Genomic DNA, 18,722 nt, shown 5'->3' on the forward strand with positions numbered 1-18,722 from the left:
CAGCCATCATCGCGAATTGCGTTCGCAGGCGATGGACCTGTGGGCGCAAATCGCTCGGGTATAAGCGGTACAACCCGGCCAGCGTCATCCTATTGCTTCTCGGCCATTAACTTTACGATATCACCTGAAACCGACGTCCTCGATCTATTAGTAATATTATTGTGCTAGTCCTCGCGCTCCGGGCTTGACAAGGCATGGTTGGCTGAACGACCAATGCAGCCATTGGGAGAAATCGGAATCTGACATGTCGAATATGATAAGAAAGCTGTCGCCGACCGGCCTCGGCGTCGCGGTCATGCTGCTTGGAATGCTGCTTTTCGCGTTGAACGACGCCATGGGGAAATGGCTCGTCTCCACCTATAGCCAGGGCCAGGTTATCCTGATCCGAAGTGCTGCGGCCCTTGTCATCCTCGTTCCGATCGTCTGGAGAGCCGGTCTTCCCGGCCTGGTAAAAATCGAGCGGCCATTTCTGCAAGTGGCGCGCGTATTTTTCTCGACCGCCGAGCTTTTCTGTTTCTATTTCGCCGTTGCGAGCCTGCCGCTGGCCGATGTCATGACCTACTGGCTTGCAGCCCCGATTTATGTGGCGGCGCTCTCGCCCTTTCTGCTCGGAGAAAAGGTGGGCTGGCGTCGCTGGACGGCCATCGCCATCGGTTTTGTCGGCGTTCTCATCGCGCTGAAACCAAGCTCGGCGAGCCTCACCTCCGCAGCTCTGTTCTCCATTCTCGGCAGCGCCGCATTTGCCTTCATGATGTTGTCCGGACGCCAGCTCCGCAACACGCCCGATACCGTACTTGCCTTCTGGCAGATCATCGGCGCCGCCCTTGCGGGCATCGTTGCGGTGTTCGTCACGCCGTCCGGCTGGTTGCCGGTCCAGTCCGGTTTTGATCTCGCGTTCCTCGGCCTTCTCGGCGTGGTCGCCATGGCGGCGCACGTGCTCGTCAACCGGGCGCTTAAACTTGCCGATGCCGCAACCGTTGCGCCGTTGCAATATACATTGCTGCTCTGGGCGGTGATTTTCGGCTGGCTGTTCTTCGGTGATATGCCGCAGACGAGTATTGTCGTTGGAGCAGGCCTGATTGTTTTGTCCGGCCTTTATATCTTCTTCCGCGAAAATACGCTCAAACGTCGCCGCGAAACCGCCGAAGGACTGGCTGCGGAGCAGGTTTGATCTTCCTTGTCCGCCCCGGTTACAATCACGGGACTTGACGAAGGCGTGATCTTCAGGGAGTAAGAAGGGGTCCTGCGATCATATGTCTCGCAAGGGCAGAGGAAACAAAGGTGCCGGGCCCCTCTGGCGAGAGTTTTACGGCGCTCTCGCGATGTCGGTACCGCCTGCAAAAATTGGCCGGCGGATTAAAAACTATGAAAAACCTGAATGTGCTTCGCGCGCGTGCTTTCTGCGTGCGGCCCGACGTCCTGCGTCGTTCCGCAATCGCTCTCGTTACCGGAGGTAACCGGACATGAACGCCGCCCAGAAAACCACACTGTCCTACTTCAAGTGGGCTTTTATCGTCACCGTCGTCGGTCTGATCCTTGGCGGTTATCTCGGCTGGGAAATGACCGGAACGGTCAGCGGCACAGCGACGATCTTCTTCATTTGTGCGGTGCTTGCCGTGCTGGAAATCTCGCTTTCCTTCGACAACGCCATCGTCAACGCCAATAAGCTCAAGGAGATGACACCGGTCTGGCAGCATCGCTTCCTGACCTGGGGTATCCTGATTGCCGTTTTCGGCATGCGTATCGTCTTCCCGCTGCTGATCGTGGTCGTCGCCGCCAATGTCGGCCCCTGGACCGCGCTTGTCATGGCCGCCACGGAGCCGGAACGTTATTCCGAGATCATGCGTGACGCCCATTTGCCGATCGCTGCTTTCGGCGGCACCTTCCTGATGATGGTTGGCCTCAACTTCTTCTTCGACCATGAAAAGGATGTGCACTGGGTGCGCTGGATCGAGGAAAAGGCTGCGGTCTATTCCTCTGTGAAGGGCATCGAGATCGCCTTCGTGCTGGTTGTCATGCTGGTCTTTTCCCGCATCATCGGCGCAAGCGACAATCCGGAGCTTGGCCCGGTTGCGGCCAACACCTTCTTCCATTCGGCGATCTGGGGTCTTCTGACCTTCCTGCTGGTGGAAGTCGTCGGCGGTATTCTCGATCGTAGCCAGGAAGTGCTGGAAGGCGCTGCAAAAGGCGGCTTCGGTGCGTTTCTTTACCTCGAAGTGCTCGACGCGAGCTTCTCCTTCGATGGCGTTATCGGCGCCTTCGCGCTCACCCAGAACCTGTTCATCATCGCCATCGGCCTCGGTATCGGCGCCATGTATGTGCGTTCGATGACGATCATGCTGGTCGAAAAGGGAACGCTTGCCGAATACCGCTATCTGGAACACGGCGCTTTCTACGCGATCCTTATCCTGTCGGTCATCATGTATGTCCAGACCATGTTCCACATACCGGAGGTCATCACCGGCCTTGGTGGTGCGACCCTGATCGGCATCTCACTCTGGTCTTCGATCCGGCATAACCGGCGCGAGAGCGCCGATGCGGTTGAAGCGGCACGCGGCGCTGAGATCTGATCCGCGATGATCCTTGCCTTCCGCTGTCATGGCGGAAGGCGGTTTTTAGGCATTGAATTGCTGGGTGCCTATTTTTGTTGCTTTGTTATCAGCGCGCAAATTTTACTCAGTCTGAGGCGTGCAAGGTCAGATCGCTGATTCCGGGCGATACTGAAAGATCTTTCCAAAACTCCACGTCATCCTCGGGCTTGATCCGAGGATCCATAACCCGTTGAAATCGTGGATCCTCGGGTCAAGCCCGAGGATGACGCAAGGGAGGATTGCAATCCTTTGCGATCGCCCACTTTGCTGCCCTTTGTGCGTCGCAGCAAAACTGGCACGCTTCCTGCATCTCATGTTGCAAGTCCAGAGGGGACATTGAAAGCCCGGAAAACGGGAAAATAAACACCGCCGTGCCGCGCGACCTGAGAGGTTTGCGAAGGCGCGGCGGTTTTGTTTGTGCGCTAAGGTTCTTGAGTTTTGCTTTCGGTTGAATGAAAACGGTTGGATAACGACTGGAAGGTTGACCGGTTTGCCTGCAGAACTTTCGCCGACGGAAGCCTTGGGGCTTTGGCATCGCGTATCCACGGCGCAGGTAACAGCCGATGCGCCGGATTTGACCTTGCGTCAGACCGCAATCCTGCTGCAGATTTATCTTGTGCCGCCACCCCACACCGTCCGCGGGCTCGCTGCGATGCTGGGCGTGACCAAGCCGGTCATCACCCGCGCCCTCGACAGTCTCGGGGCGCTCGGGCTGGTTGACAGGGTGCGGGACGAGCGGGACAAGCGCAATGTTGTGATAAAACGCACGGTGGCAGGTGCGCTCTATCTGGAAAAATTCGGCGATCTGATTATTGATCAGGCGCGCAAGATCTAACCTCTGGATGTGAAACCATGATGCTCGACCGCCGCCTGAATGTCTTCCGCTCCGATCTGGCCGATGAGAAACTGCAAGGTGTGGTTCAGGCCGAGCGTTTCGTCAGCGGTTCGCCCGCCCAAATCGCGGTCCCCGTGATTGGCCTGCGACCGACGCCGGACCTGGCCGCCGGCATCGACACGGAGCTTCTTTCTGGCGAAACCGTGCGCGTTTTCGACCGCGCGAACGGCTGGGCTTGGGTGCAGGCGGATGCGGATGGTTATGCCGGTTATGTGCCGGAGACGGCAATCGGCGATGTCGTTGCCGTCACCCACCGGGTGGTTGCGCCGCGCACCTTCCTCTATCCGGCTGCAGAATTGCGCAAACCGCCAGTCACCGCCCTTTCCATGGGCAGCCTGATCCGGATCGTCGGTGAGGCCGAGACACGCGGCACCCGCTACCTGTTGACCGAAAACGGCGAGGGCATCATCGCCGCCCATTGCCAGCCAGCCGATGCCGCTCTTGAAGAAGACTATGTCGCGGTGGCCCTGCGCTTTATCGAAACACCTTATCTCTGGGGCGGACGCTCCGGATTCGGCATCGATTGTTCCGGCCTTGTGCAATTGTCCATGGCCATGACGGGTCGACGGGTCCTGCGCGATACCGACATGCAGGTGAAATCGCTCGGCGTGGAAATCGAGCGTGACGAGTTGCGCCGCGGCGATCTGGTTTTCTGGAAGGGCCATGTCGGCCTCATGGAAAACGAAGATACGCTGCTGCATGCCAATGGCCACACCATGAATGTCGCGCGCGAAAATCTCGATGCGGCCATCGAGCGCATTGGCTGGCTTTATGAGCAGCCGACGGCTTTCCGGCGTCTGGAAAGCTGAGACGGCGGCTTTCACGAAATTGTGCCTGCCCCGCCCTTTGTGCGAAGGCTGCCGACAGCCTACATCGGATGAATGATGGTACGGGACCGGCATCGATGAAGACAAAAACGGCGACACGATTGGCAGCGATCCTCACGGCGATTTTGGTGAGCGCTTCCGCTGGGGCGCAGACCGTTTATCAGAACGGATTTGCCCCGGCGCCCGACGCTTATGCGAACTTGCCCGGCGTCAAGGATCCGCGAACGCTGCAACCCAAGGTCCGTTATACCTGCCACAGCGAACTTGGTACGACGGGCTATTCACGGGGTCCTCACCGGGATGTTTTCGGAAGTCGTGGGCTTCCCGCTCAGGGTTACCGCTGCACCGATGAAAACGGCATTTCCAGCTTTGGCGGCAGAAATCCCGTCTCCAAGGATTGGTATCCTGGCATCAATCCTGTCGACCCGACCTTCTGAAGTAATATGACTTAAAGCGGCGTTTGCGCCGCCCGCACTCTGGACTTGTTGTCGCTTTTTCAGATAAATCTTTGACATGACAGGTTGATAATACTGCCGAGGTGCGGGGTGACGTCGGCCCTGCCGATGTTCTGGGCCGATGCTGGGGAATGCAAGCATGACGAAGACCGATATAGCAACCCGTGTCCACAATCACACCTGGAAACTCGATCCGATCGTCCGCAGCCTGATCGATACGGATTTCTACAAGCTGCTGATGTTGCAGATGATCTGGAAACTCTATCCGGAAGTCGATGCGACATTCTCTCTGATCAACCGCACCAAGACGGTGCGGCTGGCCGAAGAGATCGACGAGATGGAACTGCGCGAGCAGCTCGATCACGCGCGTACCCTGCGTCTCTCCAAGAAGGAGAATATCTGGCTTGCGGGTAACACCTTCTATGGCCGTTCGCAAATCTTCGAGCCGGAATTCCTCTCCTGGCTTTCCAGCTATCAATTGCCGGAATATGAGCTTTTCAAGCGGGACGGTCAGTATGAGCTGAATTTCCACGGCCGCTGGATGGACACCACGCTGTGGGAGATACCCGCGCTTGCGATCATCAACGAGCTGCGTTCACGCAGCGCCATGCGCTCGCTCGGCTATTTCACGCTTGATGTTCTCTATGCGCGTGCAAAGGCCAAGATGTGGGAAAAGGTAGAGCGGCTGCGGGAACTGCCGGGCCTGCGCATTTCCGATTTCGGCACGCGCCGCCGTCACAGCTTCCTGTGGCAGCGCTGGTGCGTCGAGGCGCTGAAGGAAGGGATCGGGCCTGCCTTTACCGGCACGAGCAATGTCCTTCTTGCGATGGATTCCGACCTTGAGGCCGTCGGCACCAATGCGCATGAACTGCCAATGGTGGTTGCGGCGCTTGCCCAGACGAACGAGGAACTGGCTGCCGCGCCCTATCAGGTCCTGAAGGACTGGAACCGGCTTTACGGCGGCAACCTGCTGATCGTGCTGCCCGATGCTTTCGGCACCGCTGCTTTTCTGCGCAATGCCCCGGAATGGGTGGCGGACTGGACGGGCTTCCGCCCCGACAGCGCACCGCCGATCGAGGGCGGGGAAAAGATCATCGAGTGGTGGCAGAAGATGGGGCGTGACCCCCGCAAGAAGATGCTGATCTTTTCCGACGGTCTTGATGTCGATGCCATCATCGACACCTACAGGCATTTCGAAGGCCGGGTCCGCATGAGCTTTGGTTGGGGCACCAATCTGACCAATGATTTTGCCGGCTGCGCACCGAAGACCATCGCCAGCCTCAAGCCGATCTCCATCGTCTGCAAGGTCAGCGATGCCAATGGCCGTCCGGCGGTGAAGCTCTCCGACAATCCGCAGAAAGCGACGGGCGAACCGGCCGAAGTGGAGCGCTACCTGAAGTTCTTCGGCGAGGAAGACCACAAGGAACAGAAGGTTCTTGTCTGATTGAGGCCGGGCGCTCCGGTAAACGAAGCGCCCTTGGGCGTCACATCATCGGTGGCGTCAGCTCACTTCGCAAACTGGTGTGCGATGTAATGGAAGAGTGCTCTGATGCCCTGTGCCTCTCCACCGATCGACGAGTGATGTCGCTCGCTGAGTGACCAGCCGTAAATATCGAAATGTGCCCAGCGCTTCGTATTGGTGACGAAACGCTTGAGGAACAGGGCGGCGGTGATCGATCCTCCCATACCGCCAGACGGTGCGTTGGTGATATCGGCTGCGCGTGAGCGGATATCCTTGTCGTATCCCATGTAAAGCGGCATCCGCCACAGCGGATCGTCAGTATCGATGCTGGCTTCCGCGATATCATGGGCCAGATCGCTGTCATCGGTGAAAAAGGGCGGCAGATCCGGGCCGAGAGCGACGCGGGCCGCACCCGTCAGCGTTGCCATGTCGATCATAAGGTCCGGCGCGTCCTCGTCGGCATAGGCCAGCGCATCCGCCAGAACGAGGCGGCCTTCGGCATCCGTATTGTCGATCTGGACCGTCAGCCCCTTGCGGCTTTTGTAGATATCGCCGGGGCGGAAGGCGTTGGAAGAGATCGAGTTTTCGACGGCGGGCACGAGGACGCGGAGATCGACCGGCAGCTTGGCGTCCATGATCATCAGTGCGAGACCGAGAACATTGGCAGCACCACCCATGTCCTTCTTCATCAGGGCCATGGAAGCGGCAGGCTTGATATCGAGACCGCCCGTGTCGAAGCAGACGCCCTTGCCGACAAGGGTCAGGCGGGGATTGCCCTTCTTGCCCCAGTTCATTTCCAGAAGACGCGGCGCGCTTTCGCTGGCGCGGCCGACGGCATGGATCAACGGGAAGTTCTCCTTCAGCAGATCGTCGCCGGTGGTGACATTCACCTTTGCCTTGTAATGGGCAGCAAGCGCACGGAAGGCGATCTCAAGCTCGTCCGGCCCCATGTCGTTGGCCGGAACATTGATGAGATCTCGCGCAAGGAAAACGCCGGCCAGAATGCGCTTGATTTCGCCATCCTCGGCATCCTGCGGAATGAGAAGTTTGGCTCCGCTGGTCTTGGTGGTCTTGTATTTGTCAAAGCGGTAGCTGCCGAGTCCGAAACCGAGCGCCAGGCGATTGGCCGTCAAAGGCGCGGTCTCGACATGCCATTCGCCTTCCGGCAACTCACGGGCGAGCTTTCCGGTGATGAAGGGGACTTCGGATGGATTGCCGCCAAGGCCGAGAAGGACGCCGCCCAGCGAACCATCAGAGGAGGGGACGAGCAATATGGCGCCTGCTTCCGCCTTGAAACCCGCTTTTTTCGCCCAGTCCAGTGCGACAGGATCGATGGCGCCCTGTTCGATATGGGCGGGCGTAACGGCAAAAACCGGCAGGGTGCTACCGGCTTTTGAGCTGAAAGGGGTCGGGCGTTCGATGAACTGATAGGGCGCCATGGTCTGCTTTCGTAACTGTCGAGAATCGGTGCGATTAACGCTCTGTTAGGGTTAACAGATTATTGCTTAAGCGAAAGTTGCGTCATGTGAGTCTGTCGTATGTCGGGCGCAAGATCGATAATTCTTGGTCGGGGGCGCTGCCATGACTGCATTTTCTTTGGGCGAGATCGGTCGGGCAGGGTTGCTGCGGGGAGCATGTCTCGCAGCGCTGGTTTTAGCCATCTCCGGATGCGCGAGCACAAACAAGCCGGACCGCATGTCGACCGGTTCCATTCCCGCCGCCACACGCTCCTATGACCAGATGAACATGGATCAGCTGCGGCAGGCGGAGGCGACGGCGGGTAAAGCCTATGAGCGCAGCCCCAAGGACAAGTCCACCGGCATGAACTATGCCAATGTGCTGATGATGACCGGCAAGAACACCCAGGCGCTTGCCGTGATGCAGCAGATCACCATCGCCAATCCGTCCGACCGCGAGGTCCTTGCCGCCTACGGAAAGGCGCAGGCGGCCTCGGGCCAGCTCGAACAGGCCCTTTCGACCATCCAGAGAGCCCAGACGCCTGACCGCCCAGACTGGCGGCTTTATTCCGCTGAAGGCGCGGTGCTTGATCAGCTTGGCCGGTCGAACGAGGCCCGCGCCAGATACAGGCAGGCGCTCGATCTCAAGCCCAACGATCCAAGCGTGCTTTCAAACCTCGGCATGTCCTATGTCTTGTCGAGCGATCCCCGCACCGCCGAGACATATCTGCAATCGGCCATCGCCCAGCCGGGTGCCGACAGCCGCGTCCGCCAGAACCTTGCACTTGTGGTCGGTCTTCAGGGACGTTTCGCGGAAGCCGAGCGCATCGCGGTTCAGGAACTCTCGCCGCAGCAGGCGCAGGCAAATCTGACCTATCTGCGTGCAATGCTTTCGCAGCAGAATTCCTGGCAGCAGCTGGCGAAAAAAGACAATAAGCCAGCCGGTTGATCCGCGTTGAGACGCCTTCATCGGTCTCGGGGCCAGCAAAAGATCGCCGCTCAATCTGTTGAGCGGCGTTTTTACTTTGTCAGAAGGTGTCGAGCACCCTGATAATGGCCGGGCCGAGAATGACGGCAATGAGCACCGGCAGAAAAAATATAATCATCGGCACGGTCAGTTTCGGCGGCAGAGCCGCTGCTTTCTTCTCAGCTTCGTTCATGCGCTCCTCCCGGCCTTCCTGCGCCAGAACGCGCAGCGCCTGAGCCAGCGGCGTGCCGTATCGTTCCGCTTGAATGAGCGCCTGCACCACGCTTTTGACACCGTCCAGCTGCGTGCGCATGCCGAAATTCTCAAGCGCAACTCGCCTGTCCTGAAGGAAGGAAAGCTCCGCTGTCGTCAGCACCATTTCCTCCGCCAGTTCGGGTGACTGCTCGCCCATCTCTTCCGCGACACGACGCATCGCGGCCTCCATCGACACACCGGATTCGATACAGATCAGCATCAGATCCAACGCATCCGGCCAAGCGCGCTTGATCGAGGCCTGCCGCTTGTTCATGGCGTTCGAAACGTAGATATTGGGCGCGTAAAAACCGATATAACCGAAGAGCAGAACAGCCATCAGCCTGACAATAAAAGCTTTATCTGCCAGGTTTCCAAGAACGAAGACCCAGGTAAAGGCTACGGCAAGAAACGCGAATGGTAGCAAGAACCGTGCGGCAAGAAAGGTGTTAAGTGCATTCTGTGAACGAAAACCCGCTGCGCGCAGCTTGGTCATGGTGTTCGCGTCCGCGAGTGCTTCCTGGAGATTGAATTTTTCGACGATGCGGCGCGCGGATTTATTATTGCTGCCGCGCAGGGACGTTTTTCCATCTTTCGAGACGGTCGCAATGCGTTCGCGCTCCCGACTGCGAATAAAATCGCGCTCCGACGACACGGCCTTCATACGCTTGGCGAAGTCTTTCCGCTCGAAGAACGGCATGATGAGCGTGTAGAGGGTGGCGAAAACCGCAAGCATGACCAAAACAGCGATGATTGTTTGCTGATCCGTCAGGCTCGAAAGAAGTTTTCCCGTCATGCCCGCGCCCTCAAATATCGAAATTGATCATTTGGCGCATGATGAAAATCCCGATCAGCATCCAGATACCGGATGCTCCGAGAATGATGTGTCCGCGCAAGTCGGTGAAGAGTACCGACAGATAGTCGGGCGATGTGAAGTGCACCAGCAGCATGACGATGAAAGGCAGCGCGCCGATGATGACCGCCGACGCTTTAGCCTCCATCGAAAGAGCATTCACCTTGGCGCGCATCTTCTTGCGATCGCGCAAAACTTTTGAAAGATTGGACAGCGCTTCCGAAAGATTGCCGCCTGCCTGCGCCTGAATGTTGATGACGGTGCCGAAGAAGCTCACCTCGAAGAGGGGCATGGTCAGCATCATGCGTTCGATCGCCTGCGGAATGCTGATGCCGACCTGCTGCGCATCAACGACGCGCTGGAACTCTGTTTTCACCGGCTCCTGCCCATCTGACGCGATCAATCGCACGGCGTCGTTCAGCGGCAGGCCGGACTTGATCGAACGGCACATGACGTCCAGTGCATTTGGGAATTCCTCGAGGAATTTTTTCTGCCGGCGCTTGAGAAGAAACGCCAATCCCCATCGCGGCAGCCCTAACGCCACGACGGCCCCTATGAGCAGGCCGATGAGCGGTGACAGGCCGTAAAGAATGGCCATAAGACAGGCAAAGACCGCCGCGCCTACGCTCAGCAGGTGGAATTTCCGAACTGAAATCTGTAGGCCGGCCTGAACGAGCTTGTCGCGCAAACTGACATTCTTTGCCTTTTTTGCCTTTTCATTTTGTTTCTTTTCCATATCCCGCAGGCTGTCCTGCATGGATTTGCGGCGCTTGCCGAGCTCCTGAACGCGGTCCCGAGCAGCCTTGATGTTAGCGTGATCGGTTTCGGCGGCCTTAACCCGTTTGACGCGGCTGGTGGTCTTTTTCTCGACCTCTATCTGCTGAAAAAGAAAGGCGTAAGCCAGCGCCCCTGCCGAAACGGCGACAAGTACGGCCAGCAACACGATCGTGGGGTCCATGGCAGTCGCCTTCCCTTAGGATGTCTTTTCCATTTCATCGAGCGCGGCCGCCAGACGTTTTTCCTCACCGTAGTAGCGAGCGCGATCCCAGAAATGGGGTTTGCTGATACCCGTGGAGACGTGTTTGCCAATCAGCCTGCCTTGCGCGTCCTCACCTTCGATTTCGTATCGCATCAGGTCCTGGGTCACGATGACATCGCCTTCCATGCCGATCACTTCGGTGATCTGCGTTATCCGGCGTGAGCCATCGCGCAGGCGCGCGGCTTGAACAACAATGTCGATCGATCCCGAGATGATTTCCCGCACGGTTTTCGCCGGGAGAGTGAAGCCGCCCATGGCGATCATCGATTCGATACGGCTGAGGCATTCGCGCGGCGTATTGGCGTGGATCGTTCCCATTGAACCGTCGTGACCGGTATTCATAGCCTGCAGAAGGTCGAACACCTCCGATCCGCGCACTTCGCCGACGATGATGCGTTCGGGGCGCATACGAAGGCAGTTCTTGACCAGATCACGCATGGTGATCTCGCCTTCGCCTTCGATATTCGGCGGGCGTGTCTCGAGCCTCACCACATGCGGCTGCTGAAGCTGCAGTTCGGCTGTGTCCTCGCAGGTGATGACGCGTTCATCCTTGTCGATGAAGCTGGTCAGGCAATTGAGAAGCGTGGTTTTGCCGGAGCCAGTGCCGCCCGAGATGACAATATTGCAGCGGACGCGACCGATGATCTTGAGCAACGTCGCGCCCTCGGGCGTGATCGCGCCAAAACGCACGAGCTGGTCAAGCGTGAGCTTGTCCTTCTTGAATTTTCGGATCGTAAGCGCTGGACCGTCGATGGCGAGAGGCGGTGCGATAACGTTGACGCGCGACCCATCCGGCAGGCGGGCGTCGCAGATCGGGCTCGATTCGTCGACACGTCGTCCAACCTGGCTGACGATGCGCTGGCAGATGGAAAGCAACTGGCTATTGTCGCGAAAGCGGATATCGGACTCGATGGTTTTGCCGCCGACTTCGATGAAGGTCTGGCCGGAGCCGTTGACCATGATATCGGCAATGTCGTCGCGTGCGAGAAGCGGTTCCAGCGGCCCGTAGCCAAGGACGTCGTTGCAGATGTCTTCGAGCAGTTCTTCCTGCTCGGCGATCGACATCGCAAAACTTTTGATCGTGATGATGTCGTTGACAATATCACGGATTTCCTCGCGCGCGCTCTCCGCATCGAGCTTGGCGAGTTGCGAAAGGTCGATTGTATCGATGAGCGCGGAAAAAACCTGGCTCTTGGTGTTGTAATAATCTTCAGTGCGGGCACGTTTTTTCTGCGGCGACTGCGCAGCTGCTTGTGCCTGTCGCGTTGCTGGCGATTGGCCGGGCTCAAGAGTATCTATTGCCGACGGCCGGGGCTCGGATATGGTCGGCGCCGGCGTGGTGGCAGGTGCGACAAAATCCGGCTTTATGACTCTGGCTGGGCCTTCGGGCCCGCGTTTTCCGAACATCGGCTTTTCCGTCTATAGGCGCGAAGAGAAGACCTATTTGCGCTTGAGAATATTCTTGAGCTTGTCCAGACCGCCACGCTTGCTTTTGCGCAGGACGGCGCGGCCGGTGATGGTATGGGCGATTTGCGAGAAAGTTTCCGCGATCTGGGATTTCTCATCCATCTCGCTGATCATGCGTCCGCTGTTGGCAGCATTTCCGAACAGCTGGGTATCGAATGGAATGATCGCGATCGGCTCTATTTCCAGCGGGTCGAGGAAATCCGCCGGAGCGATTTCCGGACGTTTCGGCATGCCGACCTGATTGAGAACGAGATGCGGCAACTTGTCGTTAGGCCTCAATTTTATCAGCGCGTCGAACAGGTTTTTCGTATTGCGCAGATTTGCGAGATCCGGAACGGCCGTAATCACCACCTCGTCAGCTTCCGCAAGAACCGCCCGTGTCCAATCGCACCATTGATGGGGAAGGTCGAGAACCGCGACGGGGGCACTGCGCTGCAAAACCTCCAGGATCGGCAGAAAAGCCTGACGATCGAGATCATAGGTCCTGTCAAGGAGAGACGGTGCCGCCAGCAGCGACAGATGGTCGGAACATTTCGTCAGGAGACGGTCGAGAAACACCTCGTCCAGTCGTTCCGGCGAAAACACCGCTTCCGCCATGCCCTGGGCGGGATCCTGATCGAAGTCGATATTGGCCGTACCATAGGCAAGATCCATATCCGCCAGAATGGTTTCGGTGGAAAACAGGGTCGAAATGCCAAAAGCGCAATTATGCGCAATCGTCGACGATCCGACCCCACCTTTGGCGCCGATGAAGGCGATGTTGCGGCCGAGCGGCTCCGCCTCCGGATCGACAAAGATCGTTGCGATCGAGGCCAGCAGATCGGCCATATTGACCGGGGCGACAAGATATTCGGAAATGCCGTTGCGGATGAGATCGCGATAAAGCGTGATGTCATTGTGCCGGCCGACGATGATGACACGGGTGGAGGGGTCGCAAACCTCCGCCAGAGGTGCAAGATCGTCCAGCAGCGAAGCCGGTGAGCTTGTTGTTTCGAGAACGATGAGATTTGGGGTGGGAGAAGACGAAAACATCGTCGCCGCCGCGTTAATATCCCCCTTGGTTACCCGCAGGGTAACCTTGCTCATGCGCCTGTCACCGGACAATGCGTCCATGACACCCTGCATGTTTTCGCTGACGCAGAAAGCATGAACGGATATACGCGGCAGCGGCCGCAGGCGATCCATATCCCCGGCACGGAGAGGCTGTTGTGCTTCTGCGCCGTCGCTTGATTTTATATCGTATTCTACCGCGCTCATCGTCTTTCCTGCCGTGACAATTGTTGGAACCACATCAGTCTGCCGTCGCCGTGCTTTTGCCCTGACGATAAGTATCGATAACCACGGCGCGGCGTTCGGCATCAATGGGGCTCATGCCGCGCGGACCAACGAGGTCCATGGGATTGGCCACCTGTGCGGCGAGATTGCTCTGGGAAGCGCACCCGAAGTTGTACCAGTTCTTGTTTGCGAAACTATTGTCCGAAAGGTCTTCGGGCCACTGGCCGCACTGTCCGGTCATCGCGGTGACGGCGACATAGCTTAGGCGGATCGGCGCGGCATCGCCATTTGGGGATGCCGCGTAACGCGTTTCCATAATCTTGCTCGACGGTATACCCGCACCGGAAAGCGTGGAGCGGATCTGCTTCCCCATCCTTGATGCCGATGCTGAATTGGCTGATCCTGATGGCATCTGAATATTGATGACACCCGTCGACATCGACGCATAATTCTGCGCGAAACCGCGGACATTGTCCGCCATTGCCGTGGTCAGCCGGCTGTCGCTTGCCGCAACCGGAATATCCAGCGAATGCTCCGCCTCCGACAGCGTGATCGGATGGCGGGTGCGGTAGTCATCGGGGATGGCATTGGTCGTCAACGGGTCACGCGCGCAGCCTTGCAACAGGCTGGCCGTGAGCGCCGCCATTGCGACGAAACCGGCTCGTCGGCCGGAAAACGTGAGGGAAAAAGAGGAAGAGGTTTCCTGCATGACATTTCCTGCCCGGGTAGAGCTTTTTCTGGAGAAGGGATTTGGTGCGCGTGTCGTCATTTGTAGATGAACCCCACTGATCCCTGGTATGGAGCCGCCTGAACCTGATCCTTGCGGCCATAGACCTTGTTGACGCGGTTCATGAAATACATGGCTGCATCGTTTTCCGGGTTGAAGTTGTCATCCGGCCGGGCGATCTGGTTGCGTGCAATGGGCCGCACCAGATAGGGCGTGGCAATGATGACCAGTTCCGTCTCGTTGCGGATAAAGTCCTTGCTGCGGAACAGCGTGCCGAAAATCGGGATCTTCGACATGCCCGGAAGTCCCGACATGGCCTGGCGTATATTGTCTTGAACCAGACCGGCGATCACGATCGAGCCGCCGGAGGGAAGCTCGACAGTTGTGGAGGTTTCGCGCTTGCGAACCGATAGATAGGTCGAACCCGGGGCGTTCCGCCCAAAGTTCCCGGTCACCATGTTGCCTTCATAGGTTGGTTCGGAAACATTTGTCTCGATCTTCAGGCTTATTCTTCCGGGTGAAAGTACGACCGGTCTGAAGTTCAACGTAATCCCATAGTCGACCGTTTCTGTTTCGCGGGTGATTTTACCTGCCATCCCCGTTAGCTTGTCGGCCTCCACCTCTTGTTCTCTGGCAATCCGGAAATCGCCTCCGACATAAAACTTCGCCTGTTCGCCGGAAATCGCTGTCAGGCTCGGCTCCGCCAGGGTGCGCATGACACCTGCCTGCTCCATGGCATTGAGATAGGAGGCGAATTTGAGCGAGCCGATTGAACCGGTGGCTATCCGCGAGGCGGTGTCGATAGCGTTTCCAAGATTGGAAGGATTTGCAAACTCGAAGCCGTTATTGCCTGAGCCGATAGAGCCACTGAAGCCAAGCTGCTTCAGCACCTGCCGGCTGACTTCGGCAACAGTCACCTTCAACGTTACCTGGTCTTCACCCTCGATCGTCAGCATGTTGACGATTTGTGACGTCTGGCGGTTTTCGGCAAAAATCGCCGCGTCGCCGCCATTGTCGCCGCCGGTGAGCGATATATTGCGGGTGGTGGCTTCGCCGCCTTTCAGAAACGCTTCGGCAAGTTGTACGGCGCGTGCCGAATCCTGTGGTGTACGCACCGTTCCGGTAAGAACGATATTGTCCGAGACGATCTCGATCTTTATGTCGGATTCAGGAATGAAACGGCGAATATTGGCTTCGAGGCCGGCAATATCCCGCTCGACCTCAAGATCAAGGCTTACGATTTCGCGACCGCCGTCGCCAAAGATGAAAATATTGGTTTGCCCCACCGTTTTCCCGAAGAGATAAATGCGTCTGGATGTGCGCGTGACGGCATCGGCAAGGCTCGGATCCGCAACGAGAATGTCATGTGCATCTTCCGGCAGATCGATGACCAGCGCCTTGTTCAGACCCAGCTTCAGGCGCTTGCGAATACCAGTTCCGCTGTCGGTGATCCGCACTATGCTGGCGCTTTGCGCTTCGGCTTCACTGACACGCAGAAATTCAGGCGACTGCTGACCTGGAATGCCGGAAAAAGCCACGCAAAATGCAAGGCCACCCGCCATAGACGAACGCAGATGTTTTTTTAGACGCTTTGTCATGGCTCCGCCGGTCATTGTGATGCTCCTTGACTGCCCTTGATGATCGAGCCGGATTTGATCACCTGAATTTCCGGTTGACCCGCGCCGCCATTGAGAAGATAGCCGGCTGAAAGCGTGTCGTTTTCCTGCGCATCGGCGACTGAGCGCAAGGCAAGGGTGAGACGGTCCGCCATCTGTTGCGCCACCGTTATGATCTTGGCCTGTTCGGGGGTCAGTTCCAGTGTCGCGGTTGCGCCGACAACCGCGGTTTTGCCGTCTTCGCCTTCCTTGATCTGTTGGTCGATCGCCAGCACGCGGACATTATTGAGAACATTCTCCGTCAAAAAGCTGCCGGTATCGCCCTTGCGGACCATGATGACATCGACGCGATCATTCGGCAGTACGAAACCACCGGCACCCGTCGAGACGGAAATCTCGGTCGCCACTGCACGTTTTCCTGCCGGCAAAAGCGACGACATGATGCGGGTGCTGGAATCAACCACTTTTTCCGGCCGAACCGGTTCGCCCTCAAATAGCGGCAGCCGCACGACGGCACCGGAAAGCTCTGTTATGGCATTCGGATTTTTCGCTTCTGTTATGAAACTGTCGATGACATTGCCCTGCGGCCAGGGCGTCCAGCGCACCGAACTGTCATTCAGGCGGCTGCCAACGGGCAGGTTGACCGAGGAAACGAGAACGTTCACCGTCGGCTCTTTCTGAATGATGGTTTCCGCTTTCTCGATGACCTGCTTGGTACCAGAAATTCGCATGGCGACGAGGCCGGCAAGACCGGCAGCCACCAAAGCAACGGATAGAATAACAATACGCGACGGTTTCATGCTCGATCCTTGAGGGAATCAGATTCTTCTCCCCTCAGGATGACGCGTGATTGGTATAATTATAGTTAATATTGTGCTTGGATTTGTGGTTAACGCGCCTTTAATTCCTGCGCGCGAAGTAGTTCGTCAGGAAAGACTGGCGATGGCCGCTTTTACAAGCGGTGCTTCACCATAGGTTAAAAGCCCGGCAATGGCGATGCCAATGCCATAGGGAATCCTTTTCGCCACGAGCAGGGAGTCCGGAATGGGAATGCCGATCACCATGATTTCCTGCGAGCGTGATCGCAAAAGCAGAATGCAAAGCGTCAACACACCGCCGACGAGGGTTACTGAAAGCAGAAATTCTATCAGGGAGATGTTGAAACCATACCAGACGGCTGCCGCGGTCAGCAGCTTGGCATCTCCTCCGCCCATGACATTTGCCGCAAAGAGCGCGAAACAGGCAAAAAAGACAGCGGCTGCGGCGGCAAGGCTCATTGCGAAAGTCTGCCAGTCCATGCCGGAAAAGGGTGCGACCACAAAAAAAGAGAGTAACAGGATAAGCGGTATCCGGTTGGGTATGGTCATACTTAAGAGGTCTGTAAATGCCGCGAAAGCAAGGCAGAGCGGGAGCGTCAGGAAAATGGCAGCTATAACCATGAAGAAGACTCCGCTTTATTCGATTGGTGTCAGGCGCATTGCGCATGCATTCACTACAATACGAAAATGCCGCTCATGGATTTGAGCGGCATTCCGAGTTCAAGCATTTACAACGATTAGAACGTTGTCTGCCGAGCGGTCTGCATCGTTGTACCAATGCCGTCGAACAGCTGGTCGAGCTGTGTGCCAACCATTCCTGCGCCGCCCACGATGGCAACGGAAAGCAGGGCGGCGATCAGGCCGTATTCGATTGCAGTGGCACCGGATTCATCTTTAAAGAAACGAGCAAAAATCTTGGTCATGGGGTCTCTCCTAACTCTGTGTTTGGTTCAGCACGCCGACAACTTGTTTTCCGTTGTTCGGTTGCGATCAAACTACAGCCGAGCGATTTCCAAGCACTTAAAAAATAGGATTAATTCGAAGTAAACGGCAGGTTGAGTTTCCTTTGGTAAATAAAAATAAAAGTTATTTTATACATTTCTATATTTACCTATAAACAGATATATTCCGCCGTTGGTCGTTTCTCGTTCTTGGCCTGATAATGTCTACATGAGACACGGATGTTCAGTTTTGGCGCGGTTGGCAAAAAGCAAAAGAATGCTAGAGTATGGCGAATGGTTACTATTCGCACTATGGATTCCCGCCATTTAACACTTCATTCACTAAAACCCCGCATTCTATGGGACATTAGAGTGCGGGTAGTGAGCAGGGGCCAAACGCGTGTCATCGGGAAAACTGGCGAAAATTGTGTTCGGCGTGTCCGTCATTCTGGTAGGAACGCTTCAACCCGTTTTTGCTCAGGAGGATATATTGCGTGTTTCGATGAATCACGCCCGTGTCCTTCGTCTTGATCGTCCCGTGAGCAAGGTTATCGTTGGTAACTCGAAAGTCGCGGATGCCACGGTAGCGGACGCCACCACGATCGTGCTGACCGGCCGCAGCTTCGGCACGACAAATCTCGTTCTTCTCGATGCCGAAGGTAATCCCATCGTGGATGAACGCATTCTCGTTTCCATTGACGAGGGTAATACGGTTCGTGTGTTCCGCCAGACGGAGCGGACCGTGCTTTCCTGTACGCCCAATTGCGAGCAGCATTCGCAAAATAGTGGCGATAAAGACACCCAGCCGTAAAGCCGGCTTACGTCTAACTCAACACCAACAATAGAGTGCGATTCCGCATGCGAAAAAAGCGAGCCTTTTGTCCAGAGTGACAAAGGCGGCTTCGTATGCGTCATGGGTATTTTTGCGAGGAAAATCGGCACTGAACTTCAGCAAAACGAAAAACGGCATCGTAAAGTTAATGGCCGAGAAGCAATAGGATGACGCTGGCCGGGTTGTACCGCTTATACCCGAGCGATTTGCGCCCACAGGTCCATCGCCTGCGAACGCAATTCGCGATG

The 18,722-nt window shown here is 57.0% G+C and carries 18 protein-coding genes and 1 pseudogene; 8 read left to right on the top strand and 11 right to left on the bottom strand.

The features are described from left to right. The first annotated feature begins 244 nt into the window (after positions 1 to 244). From OK142_RS24390 to pncB, 6 genes are all read left to right on the top strand, one after another. Positions 245 to 1,171, top strand: coding sequence for a DMT family transporter (locus tag OK142_RS24390; protein ID WP_175414385.1), 927 nt, complete (start codon positions 245 to 247; stop codon positions 1,169 to 1,171). A gap of 292 nt (positions 1,172 to 1,463) precedes the next feature. Continuing rightward, on the top strand, positions 1,464 to 2,570 hold the full coding sequence (locus OK142_RS24395; protein ID WP_003493245.1) for a DUF475 domain-containing protein: 1,107 nt from the start codon (positions 1,464 to 1,466) through the stop codon (positions 2,568 to 2,570). Positions 2,571 to 3,081: 511 nt separating this feature from the next. Continuing rightward, on the top strand, positions 3,082 to 3,426 hold the full coding sequence (locus OK142_RS24400) for a MarR family winged helix-turn-helix transcriptional regulator (RefSeq protein WP_035219481.1): 345 nt from the start codon (positions 3,082 to 3,084) through the stop codon (positions 3,424 to 3,426). 17 nt (positions 3,427 to 3,443) lie between these two features. Then, positions 3,444 to 4,295 (top strand): C40 family peptidase, encoded by an 852-nt coding sequence (locus tag OK142_RS24405; protein WP_216330524.1) that lies wholly within the window; start codon positions 3,444 to 3,446, stop codon positions 4,293 to 4,295. Between the two features lie 95 nt (positions 4,296 to 4,390). Beyond that, a complete protein-coding gene (locus OK142_RS24410; protein WP_498685671.1) occupies positions 4,391 to 4,750 on the top strand; it encodes a hypothetical protein in 360 nt (119 codons plus the stop codon). A 157-nt stretch (positions 4,751 to 4,907) separates the two neighbouring features. Further along, positions 4,908 to 6,212 (top strand): nicotinate phosphoribosyltransferase, encoded by a 1,305-nt coding sequence (pncB, locus tag OK142_RS24415; RefSeq protein ID WP_065114598.1) that lies wholly within the window; start codon positions 4,908 to 4,910, stop codon positions 6,210 to 6,212. 62 nt (positions 6,213 to 6,274) lie between these two features. Here pncB and OK142_RS24420 read toward each other — a convergent pair whose 3' ends face one another. After that, entirely contained in the window at positions 6,275 to 7,669 is a 1,395-nt protein-coding gene (locus tag OK142_RS24420) for a leucyl aminopeptidase family protein (protein ID WP_498685672.1), read from the bottom strand. 256 nt (positions 7,670 to 7,925) lie between these two features. On the opposite strand from OK142_RS24420, the gene OK142_RS24425 reads away from it, so the two are divergent. Continuing rightward, positions 7,926 to 8,636 (top strand): tetratricopeptide repeat protein, encoded by a 711-nt coding sequence (locus OK142_RS24425; RefSeq protein ID WP_003493261.1) that lies wholly within the window; start codon positions 7,926 to 7,928, stop codon positions 8,634 to 8,636. A gap of 79 nt (positions 8,637 to 8,715) precedes the next feature. Here OK142_RS24425 and OK142_RS24430 read toward each other — a convergent pair whose 3' ends face one another. From OK142_RS24430 to OK142_RS24470, 9 genes are all read right to left on the bottom strand, one after another. Further along, on the bottom strand, positions 8,716 to 9,702 hold the full coding sequence (locus OK142_RS24430; RefSeq protein WP_498685673.1) for a type II secretion system F family protein: 987 nt from the start codon (positions 9,700 to 9,702) through the stop codon (positions 8,716 to 8,718). Between the two features lie 10 nt (positions 9,703 to 9,712). Then, on the bottom strand, positions 9,713 to 10,717 hold the full coding sequence (locus OK142_RS24435) for a type II secretion system F family protein (protein WP_498685674.1): 1,005 nt from the start codon (positions 10,715 to 10,717) through the stop codon (positions 9,713 to 9,715). A gap of 15 nt (positions 10,718 to 10,732) precedes the next feature. Then, complete coding sequence (locus OK142_RS24440; protein WP_498685675.1) at positions 10,733 to 12,205, bottom strand: TadA family conjugal transfer-associated ATPase; 1,473 nt, start codon at positions 12,203 to 12,205, stop codon at positions 10,733 to 10,735. 33 nt (positions 12,206 to 12,238) lie between these two features. Then, positions 12,239 to 13,522 carry a CpaE/TadZ family protein gene (locus tag OK142_RS24445; protein ID WP_035241450.1) on the bottom strand — a complete coding sequence of 428 codons (1,284 nt, stop codon included), beginning with the start codon at positions 13,520 to 13,522 and terminating at the stop codon, positions 12,239 to 12,241. Between the two features lie 34 nt (positions 13,523 to 13,556). Further along, positions 13,557 to 14,249, bottom strand: coding sequence for a CpaD family pilus assembly protein (locus tag OK142_RS24450; RefSeq protein WP_003493272.1), 693 nt, complete (start codon positions 14,247 to 14,249; stop codon positions 13,557 to 13,559). 56 nt (positions 14,250 to 14,305) lie between these two features. Beyond that, complete coding sequence (locus tag OK142_RS24455; protein ID WP_003493274.1) at positions 14,306 to 15,880, bottom strand: type II and III secretion system protein family protein; 1,575 nt, start codon at positions 15,878 to 15,880, stop codon at positions 14,306 to 14,308. Next, positions 15,877 to 16,683 (bottom strand): Flp pilus assembly protein CpaB, encoded by an 807-nt coding sequence (cpaB, locus tag OK142_RS24460; RefSeq protein WP_498685676.1) that lies wholly within the window; start codon positions 16,681 to 16,683, stop codon positions 15,877 to 15,879. The genes OK142_RS24455 and cpaB overlap by 4 nt, the downstream gene beginning before the upstream one ends. 126 nt (positions 16,684 to 16,809) lie before the next feature. Beyond that, a complete protein-coding gene (locus OK142_RS24465) occupies positions 16,810 to 17,322 on the bottom strand; it encodes an A24 family peptidase (RefSeq protein WP_082183487.1) in 513 nt (170 codons plus the stop codon). 116 nt (positions 17,323 to 17,438) lie between these two features. Next, a complete protein-coding gene (locus OK142_RS24470) occupies positions 17,439 to 17,624 on the bottom strand; it encodes a Flp family type IVb pilin (protein WP_082183489.1) in 186 nt (61 codons plus the stop codon). Between the two features lie 418 nt (positions 17,625 to 18,042). Here OK142_RS24470 and OK142_RS24475 point away from each other — a divergent pair, with 418 nt between their 5' ends. Beyond that, positions 18,043 to 18,453: a pilus assembly protein N-terminal domain-containing protein gene (locus OK142_RS24475; protein WP_498685677.1), complete on the top strand. Its 411-nt coding sequence runs from the start codon at positions 18,043 to 18,045 to the stop codon at positions 18,451 to 18,453. An 18-nt stretch (positions 18,454 to 18,471) separates the two neighbouring features. Here OK142_RS24475 and OK142_RS24480 read toward each other — a convergent pair. Continuing rightward, a pseudogene (locus tag OK142_RS24480) lies at positions 18,472 to 18,722 on the bottom strand (hypothetical protein); the annotation flags it as partial.

This window comes from Agrobacterium sp. BT-220-3 (genome assembly GCF_025910175.1).
In the GTDB taxonomy this organism is placed as follows: Bacteria; Pseudomonadota; Alphaproteobacteria; order Rhizobiales; family Rhizobiaceae; genus Agrobacterium; species Agrobacterium oryzihabitans.

What these genes read in the sequence shown, in the direction of transcription:
- OK142_RS24425 (WP_003493261.1), top strand. Translation starts at nt 7,926, where the DNA reads ATGTCGACCGGTTCCATTCCCGCCGCCACACGCTCCTATGACCAGATG.
- OK142_RS24420 (WP_498685672.1), bottom strand. Translation starts at nt 7,669, where the DNA reads ATGGCGCCCTATCAGTTCATCGAACGCCCGACCCCTTTCAGCTCAAAA.
- OK142_RS24450 (WP_003493272.1), bottom strand. Translation starts at nt 14,249, where the DNA reads ATGCAGGAAACCTCTTCCTCTTTTTCCCTCACGTTTTCCGGCCGACGA.
- OK142_RS24435 (WP_498685674.1), bottom strand. Translation starts at nt 10,717, where the DNA reads ATGGACCCCACGATCGTGTTGCTGGCCGTACTTGTCGCCGTTTCGGCA.
- OK142_RS24465 (WP_082183487.1), bottom strand. Translation starts at nt 17,322, where the DNA reads ATGGTTATAGCTGCCATTTTCCTGACGCTCCCGCTCTGCCTTGCTTTC.
- OK142_RS24405 (WP_216330524.1), top strand. Translation starts at nt 3,444, where the DNA reads ATGATGCTCGACCGCCGCCTGAATGTCTTCCGCTCCGATCTGGCCGAT.
- OK142_RS24440 (WP_498685675.1), bottom strand. Translation starts at nt 12,205, where the DNA reads ATGTTCGGAAAACGCGGGCCCGAAGGCCCAGCCAGAGTCATAAAGCCG.
- OK142_RS24455 (WP_003493274.1), bottom strand. Translation starts at nt 15,880, where the DNA reads ATGACCGGCGGAGCCATGACAAAGCGTCTAAAAAAACATCTGCGTTCG.
- OK142_RS24445 (WP_035241450.1), bottom strand. Translation starts at nt 13,522, where the DNA reads ATGAGCGCGGTAGAATACGATATAAAATCAAGCGACGGCGCAGAAGCA.
- pncB (WP_065114598.1), top strand. Translation starts at nt 4,908, where the DNA reads ATGACGAAGACCGATATAGCAACCCGTGTCCACAATCACACCTGGAAA.
- OK142_RS24410 (WP_498685671.1), top strand. Translation starts at nt 4,391, where the DNA reads ATGAAGACAAAAACGGCGACACGATTGGCAGCGATCCTCACGGCGATT.
- cpaB (WP_498685676.1), bottom strand. Translation starts at nt 16,683, where the DNA reads ATGAAACCGTCGCGTATTGTTATTCTATCCGTTGCTTTGGTGGCTGCC.
- OK142_RS24470 (WP_082183489.1), bottom strand. Translation starts at nt 17,624, where the DNA reads ATGACCAAGATTTTTGCTCGTTTCTTTAAAGATGAATCCGGTGCCACT.
- OK142_RS24390 (WP_175414385.1), top strand. Translation starts at nt 245, where the DNA reads ATGTCGAATATGATAAGAAAGCTGTCGCCGACCGGCCTCGGCGTCGCG.
- OK142_RS24430 (WP_498685673.1), bottom strand. Translation starts at nt 9,702, where the DNA reads ATGACGGGAAAACTTCTTTCGAGCCTGACGGATCAGCAAACAATCATC.
- OK142_RS24395 (WP_003493245.1), top strand. Translation starts at nt 1,464, where the DNA reads ATGAACGCCGCCCAGAAAACCACACTGTCCTACTTCAAGTGGGCTTTT.